Source organism: Acinetobacter larvae (assembly GCF_001704115.1).
GTDB lineage: Bacteria > Pseudomonadota > Gammaproteobacteria > Pseudomonadales > Moraxellaceae > Acinetobacter > Acinetobacter larvae.
In genome coordinates this window covers 3,116,440-3,137,429 of the sequence record NZ_CP016895.1, presented here as the reverse complement: position 1 = coordinate 3,137,429, position 20,990 = coordinate 3,116,440, and the positions used below count along the sequence as shown (strand labels likewise).

General features: G+C 42.0%; 15 protein-coding genes. 3 read left to right on the top strand and 12 right to left on the bottom strand.

What is annotated here, in order from left to right; all coding sequences use genetic code 11:
• Positions 1-43: 43 nt before the first annotated feature.
• A complete protein-coding gene (locus tag BFG52_RS13860; RefSeq protein ID WP_067557488.1) occupies positions 44-1,564 on the bottom strand; it encodes a catalase in 1,521 nt (506 codons plus the stop codon).
• A gap of 389 nt (positions 1,565-1,953) precedes the next feature.
• On the opposite strand from BFG52_RS13860, the gene BFG52_RS17540 reads away from it, so the two are divergent.
• On the top strand, positions 1,954-2,130 hold the full coding sequence (locus tag BFG52_RS17540; RefSeq protein ID WP_456049096.1) for a DUF7230 family protein: 177 nt from the start codon (positions 1,954-1,956) through the stop codon (positions 2,128-2,130).
• Positions 2,131-2,183: 53 nt separating this feature from the next.
• Here BFG52_RS17540 and ptsP read toward each other — a convergent pair whose 3' ends face one another.
• On the bottom strand, positions 2,184-4,478 hold the full coding sequence (gene ptsP / locus BFG52_RS13855; protein WP_067557485.1) for a phosphoenolpyruvate--protein phosphotransferase: 2,295 nt from the start codon (positions 4,476-4,478) through the stop codon (positions 2,184-2,186).
• A gap of 104 nt (positions 4,479-4,582) precedes the next feature.
• The gene (locus BFG52_RS13850) at positions 4,583-5,077 is read right to left on the bottom strand and encodes an RNA pyrophosphohydrolase (protein WP_067557482.1); all 495 of its coding nucleotides are present in this window, start codon (positions 5,075-5,077) and stop codon (positions 4,583-4,585) included.
• 184 nt (positions 5,078-5,261) lie between these two features.
• Between BFG52_RS13850 and BFG52_RS13845 the strand changes: the two genes are divergently transcribed.
• The gene (locus BFG52_RS13845) at positions 5,262-5,930 is read left to right on the top strand and encodes an HAD family hydrolase (RefSeq protein WP_067557480.1); all 669 of its coding nucleotides are present in this window, start codon (positions 5,262-5,264) and stop codon (positions 5,928-5,930) included.
• Positions 5,931-6,073: 143 nt separating this feature from the next.
• Here the strand turns inward: BFG52_RS13845 and BFG52_RS13840 are convergent, their stop codons facing one another.
• The 5 genes from BFG52_RS13840 to BFG52_RS13820 all read right to left on the bottom strand — a co-directional run bounded on the left by BFG52_RS13840 (position 6,074) and on the right by BFG52_RS13820 (position 13,308).
• The gene (locus BFG52_RS13840) at positions 6,074-6,931 is read right to left on the bottom strand and encodes a LysR family transcriptional regulator (protein WP_067557477.1); all 858 of its coding nucleotides are present in this window, start codon (positions 6,929-6,931) and stop codon (positions 6,074-6,076) included.
• 816 nt (positions 6,932-7,747) lie between these two features.
• Positions 7,748-9,274, bottom strand: coding sequence for a fumarate hydratase (locus BFG52_RS13835; protein ID WP_067557474.1), 1,527 nt, complete (start codon positions 9,272-9,274; stop codon positions 7,748-7,750).
• A gap of 216 nt (positions 9,275-9,490) precedes the next feature.
• On the bottom strand, positions 9,491-10,624 hold the full coding sequence (locus BFG52_RS13830) for a GDSL-type esterase/lipase family protein (RefSeq protein ID WP_067557471.1): 1,134 nt from the start codon (positions 10,622-10,624) through the stop codon (positions 9,491-9,493).
• Between the two features lie 244 nt (positions 10,625-10,868).
• On the bottom strand, positions 10,869-11,954 hold the full coding sequence (locus BFG52_RS13825) for an SGNH/GDSL hydrolase family protein (RefSeq protein ID WP_067557468.1): 1,086 nt from the start codon (positions 11,952-11,954) through the stop codon (positions 10,869-10,871).
• Positions 11,941-13,308, bottom strand: coding sequence for an MBOAT family O-acyltransferase (locus BFG52_RS13820; RefSeq protein ID WP_323807455.1), 1,368 nt, complete (start codon positions 13,306-13,308; stop codon positions 11,941-11,943). The genes BFG52_RS13825 and BFG52_RS13820 overlap by 14 nt, the downstream gene beginning before the upstream one ends.
• 307 nt (positions 13,309-13,615) lie before the next feature.
• Between BFG52_RS13820 and BFG52_RS13815 the strand changes: the two genes are divergently transcribed.
• Complete coding sequence (locus BFG52_RS13815) at positions 13,616-14,236, top strand: NUDIX hydrolase (RefSeq protein ID WP_067557460.1); 621 nt, start codon at positions 13,616-13,618, stop codon at positions 14,234-14,236.
• A 179-nt stretch (positions 14,237-14,415) separates the two neighbouring features.
• On the opposite strand, the gene pta is transcribed toward BFG52_RS13815, so the two are convergent.
• The 4 genes from pta to nagZ form a co-directional block, all read right to left on the bottom strand.
• On the bottom strand, positions 14,416-16,569 hold the full coding sequence (gene pta / locus BFG52_RS13810) for a phosphate acetyltransferase (protein ID WP_067557457.1): 2,154 nt from the start codon (positions 16,567-16,569) through the stop codon (positions 14,416-14,418).
• 108 nt (positions 16,570-16,677) lie between these two features.
• Positions 16,678-17,847, bottom strand: a complete 1,170-nt coding sequence (locus BFG52_RS13805; protein ID WP_067557454.1) for an acetate/propionate family kinase — start codon at positions 17,845-17,847, stop codon at positions 16,678-16,680.
• Positions 17,848-18,395: 548 nt separating this feature from the next.
• On the bottom strand, positions 18,396-19,667 hold the full coding sequence (locus BFG52_RS13800) for a glutamate-5-semialdehyde dehydrogenase (protein ID WP_067559572.1): 1,272 nt from the start codon (positions 19,665-19,667) through the stop codon (positions 18,396-18,398).
• 226 nt (positions 19,668-19,893) lie between these two features.
• Positions 19,894-20,913 (bottom strand): beta-N-acetylhexosaminidase, encoded by a 1,020-nt coding sequence (gene nagZ / locus BFG52_RS13795; protein WP_067557451.1) that lies wholly within the window; start codon positions 20,911-20,913, stop codon positions 19,894-19,896.
• Positions 20,914-20,990 lie beyond the last annotated feature (77 nt).

Genomic DNA, 20,990 nt, shown 5'->3' with positions numbered 1-20,990 from the left:
TTTTGTTGTGCAGCACCATTTTTATGGCGATGCGGTTGCGGATTTATAATAGGCTAGGCAGTCCCAAGGCTGGATCAGTCGCGCGTGCAGCTTGTGCATCGGCAACGCTCATCCCTAGTGCTTGAGCCACGCCTTCGCCATAGGCGGGGTCGCAGAAATAGCAGTTACGTATATGACGATATTTGATAAAGTCTGGTGCATCACCCATTGCTGCGGCAGTATTGTCAAATAAAGCTTGCTGTTGTGCGGGTTGCATCAATTGAAATAAAGCTCTGGGCTGACTGAAATAATCACTATCATCTTCACGATAATCCCAATAGTCAGCATCACCAGTAATTTTTAGTGGTGGTTCACGATATTGAGGTTGTTCCTGCCATTGTTGGAAGCTATTCGGTTCATAATGTGGTAAGCCACCATAGTTATCATCGATACGACCTTGACCATCACGATGGTTGGAGTGTACAGGGCAACGTGCCGCATTGACAGGTATTTGTTGATAGTTCGGACCTAAACGATAACGCTGCGCATCGGCATAGTTAAATAAACGTGCTTGTAGCATTTTATCGGGTGATGCACTGATACCTGGTACAAGATTGCTTGGTGCAAAAGCAGATTGTTCAACATCTAAGAAAAAGTTTTCAGGGTTACGGTTAAGCTCAAATTCACCGACCTCAATCAGTGGATAATCGCCATGTGGCCAAACTTTGGTTAGATCAAAAGGATGGTAAGGTACTTTTTCTGCATCGGTTTCTGGCATGACTTGAATGTACATGGTCCATTTGGGATAGTCGCCTTTTTCGATTGCATCATATAAGTCACGTTGATTACTTTCACGGTCATTGGCAATCACAGCCGCCGCTTCAGCATCGGTTAGATTAGCGATGCCTTGTTGTGTTCTAAAATGAAATTTCACCCAAAAACGTTGTTGTTGAGCATTGATAAAACTATAGGTATGGCTACCAAAGCCATGCATGTGGCGGAAGCTTTTGGGAATACCACGATCCGACATGACAATGGTGACTTGATGTAGTGCTTCAGGTAATAAAGTCCAGAAATCCCAGTTATTGGTGGCGCTGCGCATATTGGTACGCGGATCGCGTTTAACAGCTTTATTTAAGTCTGGAAATTTTCGCGGGTCACGTAAAAAGAATACAGGGGTATTGTTTCCCACCATATCCCAGTTGCCTTCTTCTGTATAAAATTTTAGTGCAAAACCACGAATATCGCGTTCGGCATCAGCTGCACCACGCTCCCCGGCAACAGTGGTAAAACGTGCAAACATTTCAGTTTTTTTACCCACTTCACTGAAGATTTTGGCGCTGGTATATTGGCGAATATCATGTGTAACAGTAAACGTACCAAAAGCACCAGATCCTTTGGCATGCATACGACGCTCAGGAATTACTTCACGTACAAAATTTGCTAATTTTTCATTCAACCATAAGTCTTGGGCAAGTAGAGGGCCGCGTGCGCCTGCCGTTAAACTATTTTGGTTATCGACCACAGGGGCACCAAAATCAGTGGTAAGGTGGGTGACTGGACATTTTTTAGGGGGGTTACTCATTGTATTTCTCCAAAATATTCACACTATTTTTAAAAAGTAAATCTATGGATTTATCGGGCTTTTTCTTGCCGGTCTTGGCATATAGAAAGTAGAGCCTTCCGTGACGATTATCGTTCATATCGATGAATGATAAATTGCACAATTAACGTTATATGAAGCACTGTTAGACTTCAAACAGATTAAAAAGTTATAGTTAATTCATTTTTTCGATTAAAGCGGCTGATAATGCATTTTTGATCACGTTGCTTTTTTAAACAGAGAGATTACAATGGCGGTTGCAAAAACCAACATGCTGTGGTGGTTGGAAGTCGATAAACAGGAATTATTTAAATTTCTTTTTTATCGATGAGGTTAATACTCAATACATGCAATCTCAATAGAGGCTATAGATGAAGAAGTCTAAACCAGCAATAGAACCGGTGATTCATAATTTCGTAGCAAAACATATGCACGAAGTCAATCGAAGTCAAACTTTTATAGACCGTAAGAAAAACCTAAAACGGGGCTATGAAAAGCATAAAAAAGGGCGATACCAACAGGAGGATCGCCTTTTTTTATGCTGCTAATTTTGTATTGTGAATGACCAGAGCTAAAATAATTTTTGACCTATTGTGTTTTGTTAAACATTAATCAAGCGTGAAGACTTGACCATATCTGCTAATCCATGTGTCTTAAAATAATATTCCATCCAACTTTTGATCATGAGGGGGTTATTTAGCTTTAAGACCTGATCTAATAATTGCTGCGCGTCTTGCATTGAAATATGACAAATCGTTTTACGTACACGTAAAATATTACTTGAACTCATGGAAAGTGTATTGAAGCCCATCGCCATGAGCAACACAGCTGACAATGGATCGCCTGCCATTTCCCCACAAATACTAATGGGTTTGTCGTAGTCATGGCATTGTTTAACCAAGCGCTGTAATACCCGCAAAATAGAGGGATGAAAATGCGAATAAACACTCGATACCCGTGGGTTATTACGATCGACCGCCAGTAAATATTGAATCAGGTCATTGGAGCCTACCGAAAAGAAATCGACCAGCTCGGAAAATTCTTCGATTTGCAATAACACACTTGGAACTTCAACCATAATCCCTATTTTGGGTTTGGTGATTTTGACTTCTTCTTCTTCTTGTACTGCAATCCAGTCACGCTCTAATAAATAGAGTGCTTCTTCTACTTCACTTACACTGGTGACCATCGGTAACAAAATATGCAAATTATTCAACCCAATACTTGCTTTTAGCATGGCGCGTATTTGTGCAGAAAAAATCTCAGGATGATCTAAAGTAAAGCGAATTCCGCGCCAGCCTAATGCAGAGTTTTCTTCTTCTATTTCAAAATAGGGAAGGTCTTTATCTGCACCAATATCTAGGGTTCGCATGACCACAGGTTTATTGGCAAAGTGGCTGAGTTGCTGTCTATAGATGGCACGTTGTTCCTCTTCGCCAGGAAAGCGCTCACGTAGCATAAATGGAATTTCAGAACGATAGAGCCCAACACCTTTGGCACCACGTTGTACACCACGAACCACATCGATCATTAAACCAGTATTGACAAATAATCTAACCGCAACACCATCTGGCGTAATGGCGTCGCGGCTTTCATATTGTTTTAGATCTTTGGCGATTTGCTCTTCTTCTTTTTGGATTTCTTTATAACGTTGTCTGAGTCGACGTGGCGGATTAACAAAGACACGTCCTTGATAAGCATCAACAATCAATTCGACATCATCAAGGGTATTGATAGGCAACTCGGTTACTCCAACAACGGTTGGGATGCCGAGTGCGCGTGCAACGATGACCATATGAGAGTTTGCTGCCCCCTCACTGGTGACGATGGCTGCAATTTTAGAGACGGGTAATTCGACCAAGGCTGCGGTACTAATTTCTTCGCCGATTAAAATACTGTCTGAGCTTAATTCTTTATGGCTTGGGTCTGAGCGTTGTAATGCGGCCAAAATGCGGCGTCCGAGGTCTTTGAGGTCCGCAACACGTTCACGTAAATAGTCATCTTCCATTTGGGCAAACAGGGTGACATGACGATCAATGACACGCTTTACTGCACCTTGCGCCCAATTGCCTTCACGAATAATTTCTTTAATCTCTGACGGTAATGCATTTTCATCTAGCATTCGGAGGAACACACTAAACAAGGTGCGTTCATCAGCCATCAGTGAGTCTTGCATTTTGTCATCAAGTGCTTGTATTTCATGACGAACTGAAATAATCGCTTGATCTAATAATGTTAATTCTTCACTAATGTCATCTGCTTCGCGGTCTGGAACAGCGGTTAAATCGGCTGGTGGATAGAGAATAATGGCACGCCCCAAGGCAATACCACCTGCACCGGCTGCACCTTGAAAGGTTTTATAAGCCGATGCATTATTGGGTTTTCGAAAAACATCAATATTACCCACAGCTTGAGCATGTGCAATTACACCTGAAAGTTGTGCACAGAGCGTCACCAAAAAGGATTCTGCTGCTTCACTAAAATCTTGGGAATGCTGGTTTTGTACCACCATAACGCCCATAACTTTACGGCGATACATCACTGGAACGCCGAGAAAAGAGTTATAAAGTTCTTCACCGGTTTCTGGAAAGTAAGCAAAGCGTTCGTGCTGAGGAGCATTGTGTAAATTGACAATCTCCTCACGCTGCCCGACTAAGCCGACTAAGCCTTCACCTAGAGGAAGTGAGACATTGCCGACGGCTTCTGCTTTGAGCCCCTTGGTCGCCATTAAGACATAACGTTGATTACGTTCATCAAATAGATAAATTGAGCAGACATCCACTTGCATGGCCTCAGAAACCTGATTGACCATGATATCTAAAGACTCATGCAAACTGACGGACGCATTGATTTCCTGCACAATACGTCGCAAGGTGTCCAGTTGCATGTTTGACATGAAGTCTGCTCCTTAAAATGGTGTCGCAGTTATACTGCTGTCGCTGTTAGACCATTATCGTAACAGCTATTTATAACAGGGCTACCATTAAAAATCATTCATATTTATGATGAATTTTCAATTGTTTGTGTCGGTAATTGCCGACACAGTTCCATCATGGCTCTACGGTAAACATCACGTTTAAAATTGACGACTTGACCGAGAGGATACCAATAGCTGACCCATTGCCATTGATCAAACTCTGGCGGATCAGATAGATTCAACTGAATAAATTGAGTTGAAGCTGTTAGTTTTAATAAAAACCACTTTTGTTTCTGTCCAATACATACAGGGTCTGAGTCAGACCTGATATATCGTTGTGGCAAACGATAATGCAACCAACCTTCTGTTTGCGCAATAATTTGGACATGTTCCTGCAATAAGCCGACCTCTTCGTGCAGTTCTCGATAAAGAGCTTGCTCTGGAGTTTCCCCCACATGAATGCCGCCTTGAGGAAATTGCCATGCATTGTGTCCAATGCGTTTTGCCCATAAAACTTGACCATCATCATTTGCCAAAATGATCCCGACATTGGGTCGGAAACCTTCTGAATCGATCATTTGGCTACCTAAAATTCATCGTATATTTGACTTTGTTTTCGGGGAGCGTTGCAAATTGCTGACCAACACGAAAAGTTCAAAGTAATAATGTTTTAAAATTGCTATGATCTTAACTAATTTCTATCGACTAGCGGAGATAGATTTACATTTTTTTTCTTAATATTCAGTTTTTACGAGAAATTTCATGAAATTGGCACTGTTTGATCTTGACCACACATTACTCAATACTGATTCTGATCATTCTTGGGGAGAGTTTTTGATTCATGAGGGATTAGTAGATGAGACACGGCATCGTCAAATCAATGATCAGTTTTATAATGATTATAAAGCAGGTTGTTTAGATCCAATTGCTTATAATCAATTTGTATTTGAGTTTTTAACTCAAAATGATATGGCTGATCTAATACAGTTACATCAAAAATTCATGCAACAGGTGATCAAACCACAAATGCGTCCACAAGCATTTGTTGCCATTGCGGAACACCGTGCAGCAGGGCATGAACTGGTTGGTATTACTGCAACTTCTGATTTTATTACGGCACCGATTTTTGCAGCATTTGGTATTACAGAAGTGATTGCCACACGCGCGGAAATTAAAAATGGTCAATATACTGGGCAAGTTGCAGGTGTTCCTTGCTATCAAGCGGGTAAAATTACACGTCTCGAACAGTGGTTAGCCGATCGCCACATCGAAGAATCATGGGCTTATTCTGACTCTATCAATGACCAGTTTCTATTAGAATATGTAGACCATGCCATTGTCGTTAGCCCAGACACAGCTTTGGCTGCACTCGCGCAGCAACGACAGTGGCCGATTGTCGATTGGTCTATTGGTGGATCTTCTGAATGTTAATGCACTTTATAGACTTTGCTTGGCTTTCTGGTAAAACCTACTGTAAATCAGGGTCTTGATTTTTGTTAATTGGGGATAAGTAATAACAATCAACTTTATTATTGCTTTGTTATTTTAAGTTATTGTGATTGTTGCTACCAACTTCATTGAACCATTTCGATTAATGCTTCTAGCGCTTTTGATTGGGTTCTGTTTGGATGCCAGACAATGCCGAGTTGGCGTTGCATTTGTACATCAACATCAAGTTGAATCAAGTCCGCATTCAGCATGGTTTTAGGCAGAACAGACCAACCTGTACCAATCGATGCCAACATACGAATCGCTTCGAGTGAGTTATTTAACATATTCATACGTGGCTTGAGACCTTGTTTTTCAAATTCTGCCAGCGTGATTTGACTGGTATAGGTTTGTAAGGCTGGAAGAATACTTGGATAATCAATCAGATCTTTTAATGATAAATTGTTTTTTGCTGCCAGTGGATGGAAAGGGGCTGCAACAAAGACTAAGGGATCATTCCAGATACTTTGATATTTGAGCCGAGCATCACCATTGGGGGGCAATGTTAAAAAAGCTAATTCTAAATCACCGGAGAGTACTTGCTCATGTGCTTGTTCAGAATCAACAAACAGCACATTGAGATTTACATCAGTGAATTTTTGCACGTAGTCTTTGAGATAAGGTGGCAGATGATGTAAACCAATATGGTGGCTGGTACCAATTTTTAGTCGACCACGGACTTGGTCCTGCTCATGGCTGAGTGTGTAGTGAATGTCATTTAATTCATGCATCCACTGCGTTATTCTTGGCAGTAAAGTATGTGCAGCAGGTGTGGCTTGAATACCACGACCGGCAGATTCAAATAATTTGACGCCGAAATATTCTTCTAAAGTATCAATACGTTTAGTCACAGCTGGCTGTGTGATAAATAGTAACTCAGCGGCCATAGAGATTGACCCTGTTTCCATTACTCTCATAAATGCTTCAAATGCTGCAAGGTTCATATATATTCCAAATCATAATAAAATATTATGTAATGCCTCATTATTAAAAAAAAGATCGATTTAGCAAATAAGATTTAATTTATTGAATTGATTTAAGCGGATATTTGATGGTTTTTATGCAAACTAAATCACTGTTGGTTGTGAATAATGTAATTCATTATAAGTTTATGTATAAGTAAAATTAAACAGTTTTGTCTATGGATGTGTGGAGAAAAAAATAATATTTTAGCTTGTAGTCTAGGTTGCTCATAGCTTGGTGACTATTTTTTGTGCTGTAAGTGGGGGAGTGGGTGCTTGTAGTTAAATTTAATATATCGACAAAAATTATTTTATGACAGCAAAATAAAAAAAATATTATTCTTGTATGTATTCTTTTGTTTTAAATATGGCATTGTTTTAAACTTAAAATAACATTAAAAAGTATATGTATTATAATTATTTATACATTTAATAGAAATAATGAAGCTAAAGGAATATGGTGTGAGGGAGTTTTTTTAATAAATATTGCTTTAAAATTAAATACCTACTGTTTTACTTGGTATTATAATATACGTTATTTTATTAATAAGGCAATGAAATTTCAAAAAATTATAAAAATTAAGTTGGGCGCTGTTTGATTAACTTTATTTCTCCAGTATTTAGTTTTTAGCGTTCATTTTTGAATGCAGGTCATGGCATTGCAGCATAATTACACTGTCTCTAAGTAGATTAAACTGCGAGTAATGATGCGAAATCTTTGGGACAGTAGCAATAAAAAAGGCGATCTTTATAGGATAAAAGACCGCCTTTGGCTGTTTGGCAATATTACAGCATGATTTAACCAGCTAAAGCATCTTGTACTGGAATTTTACCAATTTTTGCTTGCCAGATTTTTGGTGCAACCGCATGAATGGATGTGCCATTGACATCGACAGCCACAGATACTGGCATGTCTTCCACTACGAATTTATAAATAGCTTCCATCCCTAGATCTGGGAATGCGACGACTTCAGCTTCACGAATGGCTTTAGATACCAAATAAGCAGCGCCACCGACAGCCATTAAATAGGTTGCTTTATTGTCTTTGATTGCTTCAACAGCCGTAGGACCACGGTCTGCTTTACCAATCATGCCAAATAAACCTGTTTCTTCTAAAATAGTGCGCGTGAACTTATCCATACGCGTTGCAGTCGTTGGACCAGCAGGACCAACGACTTCGTCACCAACTGGGTCAACTGGTCCAACGTAATAAATAAATTTTCCTTTGAGGTCTACAGGAAGCTCTTCACCCTTGGCAAGCATATCGACCATCCGTTTATGCGCAGCGTCACGACCAGTATAAATTGTGCCGCTGAGCAATAATGTATCGCCAGGTTGCCAAGCATTCATTTCTTCTTGAGTGATGGTGTCAACATTAACGCGTTTAGATTGCGATGCATCCCAAGTCACTTGCGGATAGTCCTCAAGTTTTGGTGCTTGAATGTGTGCAGGTCCTTGTCCATCTAGTTGGAAATGCGCATGACGTGTTGCAGCACAGTTTGGAATCATACCGACGGGTTTACCAGCGGCATGGCATGGATAATCTTTAATTTTAATATCTAGAACAGTTGTTAGACCGCCTAAGCCTTGTGCACCAATACCAAGAGCATTAACTTTCTCAAAGATTTCAATACGTAGTTCTTCAATGTTGTTTTGCGGACCACGTTGTAGTAACTCGTGCATGTCAATTTCTTCCATGAGTGCTTCTTTGGCGAGCATCATGGCTTTTTCTGCAGTACCGCCAATACCAATCCCGAGCATGCCAGGTGGGCACCAACCTGCACCCATGGTTGGAACTGTTTTTAGTACCCAATCCACAATAGAGTCAGACGGGTTTAACATCACCAACTTCGATTTATTTTCAGAGCCGCCGCCTTTGGCTGCAACGGTAATATCGACTTTATTACCAGGCACTAATTTGTAATGAATAACCGCAGGAGTATTGTCTTTGGTATTTTTACGACCAAAGGCAGGATCTGCCAATACCGAAGCACGCAGTACGTTGCTGTGCTCAAGATAACCTTGACGCACGCCTTCATTGATAGCGTCATCTAGGCTCATTGTGAGGTCAAATTTTACCTCTAAACCGACTTCAACAAAGACGTTGACGATACCTGTGTCTTGGCAAATTGGACGATGTCCTTCGGCACACATCTTTGAGTTAATGAGGATTTGAGCGATTGCATCCTTGGCTGCTTTGTTTTGTTCGCGGTCATAGGCGCGACTCATGGCTTGGATGAAATCTTGTGGATGGTAATAGGAAATAAATTGCAATGCATCCTTGACCGAGGTGATCAAGTCATCTTGCTTGATAATCGTTGTCATATCAAAAAATCTCTTGAGCGGGCTGTTAGCTAGCAGGCTAAATTATACGGGATAAAGCATCTACTGTGGTGGATTTGCCTGATTTTTGGGCGTATTTATCAAGAGATATTTTGAAATTGCTTTAAGAAGATGGCGCTGAATTGATTGATAAAAAATGAAGCGCATCTAGGCGCTTCAGGAAAATAATGAGATTCTATGTAATTTGTTTAAACAGACTTAAGGTAAGGCTAATAAATCCTGTGCCATTTGCTGACCAAGTTCTTGATAACCTAAGCTGGTAAAGTGTACACCATCACCGCGTGCCCGACCTTGATTGATCCATGATTTCATAGAACAGCTACCGCCCATAGCATCTTGCCAATCCCAATAGAGTGTTTTTTGTTGTTGTGCAACTTGATACTGCATATTTTGAAAGGCGGTTAATTTTGCTGGTCGCGTACCACAACTGCCTGCGGTGTTTTTTAAACTTTCAGGTGCAGATACCACTAAAATGGCGCTTCTTGGGCTGGCTTGACGAATGGAATGAATCTGTCGAATGAGATTGGATCTTTCCTGTTCTATATCGACATTATTGTTATAAGCCTCATTGGTACCATAGGCGAGAATGACTAAATCTGGTGCGATATTGGCAAGATCATTACGAATGCCCTGTTGGCTCCAACGGTCCCAGTACGAGAGTTGTGCACCATTAATACCCAGTGCTGACACGATAGCTCCTTGACCATTTTCATTTTGTGCCCACCAACCCGCAAGTGCTGTTTGAGAAGATTGTTGAGCAACAAAGGTAAAGGGCAGTTGCGCGACGAATTCGACCATTTGCCATTGCCCATTTTTGATCGGGGCTTCGATTTGAAAACGACGTCCTTGCGCATCATGACCTAATAACGCTTCATCACCAGCACCTTGGCGAATACTGACTTTAATCCGTTGCGAGACTTCACTTTGTTTGGCCTTAATGGTGAGCGAGGCACCCGCATACTTAGGAATGGCGAGTAAACCACCTAAACTATAATTTTCATTAGATTGGGTACGGCTTGAAATAGGCGACCAACCACTGTTGTCATAACCATAACGTGCCAAACGATGCCCAGTAAAATACATCGGCATACCCCAGCCCATTCCACCATTGCCTAAATGGGCTTGTAAGTCGACACGTAATGCGTCGGTCATGACATCTGCTGCTGTATGTGAGTCGCCGAGTTGCACGATATGCAGTGATTTATTGTAGATGGCTTGAACAAGATTTTGACTATTGGGGTCATTGAAATTACTTAAGCTGGCGGCATGGCTCAATGTGCTACAGATAAAACCTAAAAATGACATCGAGACGACGGCAGTAAATTTTTTCATTATGATTCCTAAAGCTTTTTCAAATCTAAATCACATTATATGTGTTGCAAGCATAATCTATAAATGAATTATGTATGACAAGACAATCTGTAATGCAAGATAATGTCTAATTATAGATAAAAAACGCAGCGATAGCTGCGTTTTGTGCGTATTACTACATTTAAGCGTTGACGGTTTTAGCTGGAGCCTTGACGGTTTAAGCTTAAGTCCAGCTATGAATTATTTACCATATCACCTGAATGCTTTAGGAAACAACATGAATGTTTTCGGCAATTTTTGCAGCAACGATCTTTTGCCCTTCGACAGAAAAATGAATTCCATCGGCACTACGTGTTTTGCTCGATACACCATTTTCCATACGATAGTCACTATAAACGTTATTTTGACTGCCAAGTAAGGCGCGTGAGTCAATCACATAACCATGATGTTTTTTGACTTCATCAGTAATGACTTGGTTTAAATAGATCATTTGTTGATTCAGACTATCTTTACGCATATTGGGCGGGCTAATCCACATCACGCTGACTTGATGTTGTTGAGCAGTCTGGAAAATATCGGCAATACGTGAACGATACAATGCCTCCCAGTCAGGAGATTGAAATTTGAGATAGCGACCACCAGCAGGATTTGCCATATCCCATGGATCATTCGGCCCTAAAAAGACCACTAAGATTTTGATATTGGGATTGCTTTGCAGCGTTTCTTGAATGGTCTTTGGCCAGTTAAAGAAGCTTGGATAAGATAAGCCGGTACTTTGCTTGCTAAGATTGACGGTATTGACCTGATAATTTTCTTGCAGATATTTTTGTACATGGGGGGCGACACCTTGCATAAGCGAGTCGCCGGCAAAAAACACTTGTTGTTGTTTGTTGATCCTAAATTGATCGAGCAATGCCTGTTTAGCTTGTGCCGCTGCGCGTTGTTGTGCCAATAACCGTTGTTGCTCAGCTTTGAGAGCTTGTTGTTGTTTAAACTCTGCAGTGTAGGCATATTCTTGGTTAAACAGATCAACCCAGTGTTGGTTGAATTTTTGAATGGCAAGTTGAACTTGATCATGTTTTTTATATAACGTTTCGCCAATTTCTTGTCCCTTATGCCAGAGTGCATAGTCATCTAAAAATGCTAAGGGGCTGGGTTGATGATACGTTTGCTGGTAATAAGCATTGACGGAGTTTTGCATAATCCATAAGCCAAGCACAGCAAAGGTCAGCAAATTGCTAAAAATAAAAAGAAATGAATAGCGCCTGCGGGATGGAGGTGTTTGCTCCTCAGCATTTTGTGGCTGATCTTCTGTCGTGGGCAGAGCTGAGGGGGGATTAGAAGTTTGCATAGATAAATCCAGGAATGCCTGAAGGTGCGCAAATAACAATGATCATGAATAGAACAAATAACGGTATAGATAACGCGTATTGTGGCAAGGTATCGATACGTCGTCTAAGCTGAGTAGATAAGCGGCGTATAAAGGGATACATGATCCAAGCCAAGCTGAGTAATACCAATAGATACAACGGATTATTAACCAATGGTACATTAATGGTATTTTGCAATAAAGCTTGGAAAACTTGCAGTGCCTCTGCAAAGTTTTTGGCACGGAAGAAAACAAAGCAGAAACAAACAAAATTGATGGTGATAAATACCCCAAGAATTTTACCCACTACACCGGATTGATACAGGCGATTTCGCGCCTCTTTGGGACTGACTTTATATAATTTTTCATATAGTTTGTCGCTACAATTGAGTAAAACCAAGGCAAGCCCATGGAATAGCCCCCAAAAGAAAAAGTTCCAGCCATAACCATGCCATACACCAGAAAACACCATGGCAGCCAATAGGTTAAATTGGGTTCTCGCAAAACCATCCCGACTACCGCCTAGCGGAATATAAATATAGTCACGAATCCAGGTCGACAAACTAATATGCCATTTATCCCAAAAGTCACGAATATTATGGGCGAGTAGGGGGGCTTTAAAATTGACCGGTAAACGTAAACCCAGTAAGAGAGCAAAGCCGATCATCATTTCGCTATAACCAGAAAAGTCTAAAAAGAGCTGTAAGGTATAGCCATAAATCGCGGTGAGGACTTCGAGACTATGGTATTGCATCGGGTTGGAAAAGACAGGATTAACCCATTGATCGGCTAACCAACCAGCAATCCACCATTTCTTGATCAATGCGAATAGGATCAGACATAATGCCAAGCTCGGATATAAAATCTTACGTGGCTCGGTGCGGCGAATCTGCTCGCTCATACCACAAGGCTTGCCATCGACGTCCTGTAATCCTCTTGCCGATTGTGCACGTGCAATAGGACCTGCGGTAATCGTAGCAAAGAAACTAAAGTGTAAAAATAAATCTAATAGTTTAAAGCGCGGGACGTCTAGTTCTTGTCGATAACGACTGACCAAATAACTAATCGCTTGGAAGGAGTAATAAGAAATTCCCAGTGGTAAGATCAGATTGGCTGCCAAACCAGAACTGTCTAGCTGTAGCTGCGCCATGACAGTACTGATATGTTCTTTGAAAAAGTCGTAAAACTTAAACAGAGCCAGTTGTGCAATGGTAATGACAATACCCAAGTAAAGAAATAATTTGCGCTGCGCACTAAAGCGGTCCATGGCTAGGGATAAGGCAAAAACAATCGCACTAAACGCCAATAAAATACTGATGGCAAGTCCGCCTGCCATGAGATAAACAATGCTATAGCTTGCAGCCAATAATAATAAATTTTGTATGTGCGGCGAGGCGCGAAATGCCCAATAGATTGCAAAAAATATTATAAATAATAGGCTGAATTCTATGGATAAAAAAGAGAACATTGTTATGCTTGTCTAGGCGCGGATTGCTGCGAAATTCTAGCATAATCTTGCTTTAGTACAAGCGCTATTTATAGCAAAAAAATTAGTTTTTAAAATGCTGTACGCATGATGCGCTCAACCTTACAGCAAAGTTATACGATTGTATTTTTATTATCTATGAATAAGGAGATCATTGATGTCTGAACAACAATCATGGTTGGCGACTGTGCAGCAAATGATGGCATTGGCACAGTCCGGTTTGCACTATAGTCGGGACATCTATGATCAGGAGCGTTATCAACAACTGTTGGGTCTGGTAGAGCGGTTATTACAACTACAAAACATTGATACGCAACATTTTCAAGCAGATGTTTTAAAAGATGTTGGTTATGCGACACCTAAAATTGATGTCCGTGCCGTGATTTTTAAGCAGGATAAAATTCTCTTGGTCAAAGAAAGTAGTGATGGATGTTGGTCTTTACCGGGTGGTTGGGCAGATCCAGGTTATTCAGCCAGTGAGAATGTACAAAAAGAAGTATTAGAAGAAACTGGGTTAGAGGTTCGAGTAACGCAACTATTGCAACTGAGTGACATGCGCAAACACGGGCATAAGCCGACTTTTCTGCATGTCTATAAAGCATTTTTTCGCTGCGAAGTTTTGTCTGGTGTGTTGACTACAAGTTATGAAACGCCAGAACTGGGCTTTTTCTCACGGAGTGAGCTGCCAAAAATTTCTACAGCACGTGTCACTGAACAACAAATTCAACATTTTTTTGATCGACTGCAACAGCCTGATTCAAGCACTCAATTTGATTAGAGGCAAAAAATTACTGTTTGCCGTGACCTATATTTGCTGTGATCCAATCGAATCAAAGGCTATCTTGTGCACATCGTAATGTGCACAAGATAGCGTAAAGTGTTTCACTTTAGCGCTTATCATGATTAGCAATGTTTTATTTATTCACGCAGTATTGATTTGCCGCGATTAATGCATTGCTATTTATTTTGGATACTTTGGGCTTGTTGCTCAGCTTGGATTGCAGTCAGTGCGATGGTAAATACAATATCATCTACCAGTGCGCCACGTGATAAATCATTCACGGGTTTATTGAGACCTTGTAGCATCGGTCCAACACTGATCACATTGGCTGCACGTTGTACTGCTTTATAAGTGGTATTCCCCGTGTTGAGATCTGGGAAAATAAAGACATTGGCACGTCCCGCAACAGCGGAGTCAGGTGCTTTACTGCGACCAACACTTTCGACCGATGCCGCATCATATTGGAGTGGTCCATCAATTAATAAATCAGGACGGCGTTGCTGTGCAATTTGGGTGGCTTCACGAACTTTGTCTACATCGGCCCCTGTGCCTGAAGATCCTGTTGAATAGGAGATCATAGCAATTCTTGGTTCGATGCCAAATGCTTTGGCTGAGTCCGCCGATTGAATAGCAATTTCAGCCAGTTGTTGTGCATCTGGATCTGGGTTAATAGCACAGTCACCATAGACATAGACTTCGTCGGGAAGCAGCATAAAGAATACTGAAGAGACCAAAGAGTATTCTGGTGCGGTTTTGATCAGTTGGAACGCTGGGCGTACCGTATTGGCGGTGGTATGTACTGCGCCAGAGACTAAACCATCGACCTGATCTAAGGCGAGCATCATGGTCCCGAGCACCACAGTATCTTGTAATTGCTCCTTGGCTTGTAGCTGGTTGATTTTGCCTTTACGCAGTTCAACCATGGCATCGATGTACTGATCACGTATCAAATCTGGATCGATAATTTCCAGATCATTGGGAAGGTCGATATTACGTGCCTTAGCAATTTCGATCACTGCTTCTGGTTTTGCCAATAAGACACATTGGGCAATGCCACGTGCTTGGCAAATAGCCGCTGCTTGAATGGTACGCGGTTCATCACCTTCTGGTAGAACAATACGTTTATGTGCGCTAATGGATTTTTGTACCAGTTCATGGCGAAATGCTGAGGGTGATAGACGTGCACTATAGTCACCATTAACCAACTGTGACAACCATTCTGGGTCGATATGACTGGCAACAAAACGAGTTACTTGGGTCGCACGTTCGATATCATCGACAGGAATTTCATTGTGCTGATATTTGAGGCGTTGTGCAGCATCCAGTGGGCTCATTGAGGTATGCAAGATTGGTAAGCCATGCTTTACGGCATTTTGACAGAAATCAAAGATGTACTGTTGAGGCTGTGGATATTCACACAGCACTAAACCTGCCAGCGGAATACCATTACTTACCGCTAAGCTACTGGCCAAAAGAACATCAATACGATCAGCAGAGCTGATGATCAGTTCACCAGCAATAAACTTGTTGAGTTCGTGATTAATATTGGCGGACATTAGGCTGCTATGCAGTACACGGCGCTTTTCTGCCTTGCCGCGATTAATCCAACTGGCATGAATTTGGGTCGCTAAATCAGAGACTCGTGGCACACTTAAGGTATTACTAAACGGGACCATACCAACAATAGGGAACGAAGCACTGCCAATCTCAGGGAAGTTACGTTTGATTTGCGATTCAAATTCGGTAATTTCTTTGACTAAGCGTAAGTTGGTGTTGAGCGTAACAGGAATTTGTGCAGACTCTTCGGGTAGACCGCGGGTACGCATAAAGAGAATGCCAGATGTACGCGAGGATGCGGTTCCGCCGAATTGGCGTAATTGATGATCGACAATACTAGCACTGTGTAGTGCATGATTGAGATCTGCTTGGCTAACAAACAAAACTTTGGCATTGAGCGCTTGAGCCAAAGCGGCATTGAGTTCATTGCTGAAACCATCTTGTGCAGTTGGCACCAACCCTTCCACAATAATCACATCATGTGTTTTGGAAATCTGTCGGTGTAAATGAACCGCCTGTTCGAGTAGTTCATCTCGTTGCCCACTCTGCCATTGCCTCGTGAGCTCTTCATAGTTAATGGGCTCAACAGTTTCTGATTTGAATAAATGTTGGTAGAGCGCATTACTACGGTCTGGTCCATTTTGACGTTCTTGAGAAAAAGGCTTAAGGAAGCCAGCTTTGATGCCCTGACATTCTAATGCATAGATTAAGCCTAAACAGGCTGACGTAAGACCGACGCCTTCAGCGGTTGGAACGACGAGTATGGTTTTCATATGTTTTTCATAGCCTTAATGACAAATAGCCCATCATTGGGCATGGCAAAAAATGAGAGAATAAAAAATAAATCTTAGAGCAGATGCAATGCATCTGCTCTACCCGCATTAAGCATCGACTACTGCGCGTGTTTCTTGTGCGATACGACCTTCTTCATCGGTTGGAATCACCCAAATTTGTGGACCTTCACCTTGGTCAATACGACCTTCGCTACCGCGTGCTAAGTTGTTATTGAGTGCTTTATCTAGTTTGAAGGAGAAATGCGGTAAATAAGCTAGGGTTTTTTCACGGATATAAGCAGAGTTTTCACCAATACCACCTGTAAACGCTAGACCATTAATGGTGGGTAAACCACAGCTGAGCGCAGCAAGTGATTTGGCCAGACGATAACTAAAGACTTCAATGGCCAATGTAGCATCTTCATTGCCTGCTTGAGATGCTTCAACTAATGTACGCATATCATTGGAGAGATTGGATAAGCCAAGTAATCCACTTTCTTTATTGAGCATATTGTCTATTTTTTCGATATCCCAGCCTAAGTTGCTGGCAAGAAAGCTGTGTAGGCTTGGGTCTACATCACCGCTACGGGTTCCCATGACAATGCCTTCTAATGGGGTTAATCCCATAGAGGTGTCTATACTTTCACCGTTCCATACCGCACAGGTCGAACTGCCATTACCTAAATGTGCACAGAGCCAACCACCCTTACGAAAATCTCCAGCGAGTTCTGATGCTCGGTCCGTCACATAGGCATGGCTGGTACCATGGAAGCCATAACGACGTACGTTATGCTCGGTATAGAGGAATTTTGGTAAGGCATAACGATAAGCATGCTCTGGCATGGTTTGATGGAAGGCTGTGTCAAATACTGCTACTTGTGGCAGTTCTGGGAACAGTTTTAAGGTCGCTTCGATACCAATCAAATGTGCTGGATTGTGTAAAGGGGCGAGTGGTGTTGCTTCACGAATTTTTTCAATAATCTCTGGTGTAAGCAATTCTGCTTTGGTGAGACTGCCGCCATGAACGACGCGGTGACCAATGGCTTGAGGTTTATAATGTGATAGCCGATTTAAAATGGTTTCTAATGCTTGGCTGTGATCGGCATAGGGAATGCTTAATTCGAGTGGCTGACCACCAAAGGTAATACCTTTGATACGCGCATCAGCTGAATTTAAATTTTCTGCAATACCGTAAATTCGGTTTTCACGCAGGTCTGAAACGAGTGCGTATTTGATAGATGAAGAGCCGCAATTGATTACTAATACTGATGTAGACACGTTTATTACTCAAATAAAAACAAAATTGTAGATCGCTAATTCCCTATAGATCGGACCATTTTTTATACTGATGCTCGTGCAATAAGCTGCTGCTGACGAGCAATGGTCACAACCAAGGCTTAATTTGTATCATGCGCATTCACAGCAGCATAGATAGACTTTAGCCGATTAGACTTAAGCACTATCGACGATACAAAAATGTATATTTAATATCTGTGCGTTAAATTTTTTAAATTAGCTTTAATTTACCGTGCATTTGATTGGTCTGCAATTTATTGACGATATATAAGTTGTGGCTAAATGTAACGATAACGTGAATCTTGGCATGGATTTGAACCATTTTTTAGGTTATTGCTGGCGCAGTAGATGCTAAAAAGCCCAACATTAAGTTAGGCTAAGGCAAGTAAATCACAGGTATAAGACAGATATTATTGCGATCGCGATAGTGTCATGGATATCTTTTTAGCGTTGCAAACGATCTAGCACTGCAAACGTGTACTGCAAATCAGCATGACGCTATTGGTGGTTGATGCTTGATGCATATGTGATTATTGGCGGATATGACCGTCACCAAAGACCACCCATTTTTGTGAGGTTAGACCTTCTAGTCCAACCGGTCCACGGGCATGGATTTTATCGGTTGAAATGCCAATTTCTGCACCCAAACCATATTCAAAACCATCTGCAAAACGTGTAGATGCATTGATCATCACCGAGCTTGAATCGACACGTGCCAAAAACTGTCGTGCTTTGCTAAAGTTTTCTGTGACTATCGCATCGCTATGGTGTGAACCATAATGGTTGATATGTTGAATCGCTTCATCCATATCTGGTAGTACTTTAATGGCAAGGATTGGGGCAAGATATTCGGTCGACCAATCTTCTTCAGTTGCCGCAATCACGTGTCCTGCTAAAATATTTTGTGTGATGGGGCAGCCGCGTAATTCCACCTGTTTTTCAGCATAGAGTACGGCAATCTGTGGTAAAAAACGTTCAGCAATTTCAGCATTTACTAACAGTGTTTCCATGGCATTACAGACGCCATACCGATGGGTTTTGGCATTCAGGGCAATCGCGAGGGCTTTGTCAATGTTCGCTTCATTATCAATATATACATGACAGTTTCCATCAAGATGCTTAATCACAGGGATTTTGGCTTCTTTGGTGATTCTTTCAATCAAGCCCTTACCACCACGAGGTACGATGACATCAACATAGTCAACCATGCTAATCAGATAACCGACAGCACTACGATCCGGTGTGTTGACGACTTGTACCGATTCAGTGGGTAAAGCGACATTTTTGAGTGCTTGATGTATTGCGGTAGCGATGGCTTGGTTGGAATGTAAGGCTTCAGAGCCACCCCGTAAAATAATGGCATTGCCCGACTTGAGTGCCAATGCCGCTGCTTCCAAGGTTACATTGGGACGTGATTCATAAATCATGCCTACCACACCTAGAGGCACACGCATTTTTCCGAGTTGAATACCGGTTGGGCGATAAGCCATATCGGTAATTTCACCAATAGGGTCTTTCAGTGAGATCACATCTTGAAGTCCATCCAGCATTGCTTGGAAGCGTTGTTCATTCAGTGCTAAACGGTCTAAGAGCGCAGCATCAAGATTTTTCGCTTGTCCTTGTGCCATATCGATTTGATTGGCAGCAAGAATGTCTGCTTGATGGTGCTTTAATTGCGTGTGAATTTCCGCCAGCGCTTGGTTTTTACTGTTGGTGGTGGCGCAAGCTAAAGTTTGCGCGGCTCGGCGTGCATTTTTGCCAAGTTGTAGCATGTAATGCTGTATAGAATCTTGTGCAGTCATCTGTAGAAAACCCAAAATTGAGTGGAGCGTCATGGCTTCGATAGTAGCTTAACTGTGCCCATGACGCTATGACAATTAATTGATTAAATTGAATAACCCATTACAGTGCGCTTTGCTCTAATTGCTGTCGCTGAAACAATACCGTGTATGGCTTAGACCGTGTATTGGTCATATATGGGTATTGCAGCAAACAATAGGTACACAACCAGCAAACAATAGGACAGCATTAAACCCGCGTGCGGAATTGTTCGATATGCTGTTTTGCTGCTAACCACTGTGCATCTGCTGCCAATGGTTGTGCGGGGTCCACTGCTGGAATTTGTCCACGCATTTTTTCCAGTCGGGTCTGATCGGGGAGTGGATAATCTTCAATGGCACCCAGTGCTGCCAATGCCGCGGCACGATCATTGCAGACTAAGCCCATATCACAGCCAGCATCCAGTGCGGCGCGAATTCTGGCCGTCACATCACCCGCTGCATCGGCAGCTTGCATACTTAAATCATCAGAGAAAATAACACCGTCAAATTTAAGTTGCTGGCGTAATACCTGTTGTACCCAAAAGGCTGAGAAACCAGCCGGGTGGGCATCAACTTGGGAATAAATCACGTGGGCCGGCATGATGGCTGTTAGTTGCGGTTGGAGCTCGATAAAGCTTTGCATGTCTTGCTGATAAATGTCTGCATAGCTGCGTGGATCAATTGCCGCAGCAACATGTGAATCGGCTTGTACAGAGCCGTGACCGGGGAAATGTTTACCTGTGGTTGCCATGCCAGCACGTTGCATCCCTTGCATAAAAGCACGTGCCAATACAATGACCTGCTGTGCGGTATTGGCAAAAGCGCGATCCCCAATCACATCACTAATGCCGTTGAGATCGAGCACAGGGGCGAAGCTAAAATCAATTCCCACAGCCAATACTTCTTTTGCCATTAACCAGCCACATTGTTCTGTGAGTTGTAATGCTTGTGTGGGGTCTTGTTGATAAAGCTCACCAAAACGCCCCATTGCTGGAAGTAAGCTAAAACCATCTTTCAGACGTTGTACGCGACCACCTTCTTGATCAACCGCGATTAGAATATCTGGACGGACCTTTCGCATATGATCTGTCAGGGCGCGGACTTGTTGGGGCGATTCGATATTACGACGAAATAAAATAACTGCGCCAACTTGTGGAGCCTGTAATAAGTCTATATCTTGTTGTGTAAGAGTTGTGCCAGAGATATCTAACATCAATGCGCCAATCATAAATTATTCCAGTGTATTCGCGTCAAACTGCAGCAACAATAACTTAAATCAGCAATGATTTGCTACATTTTATAGTT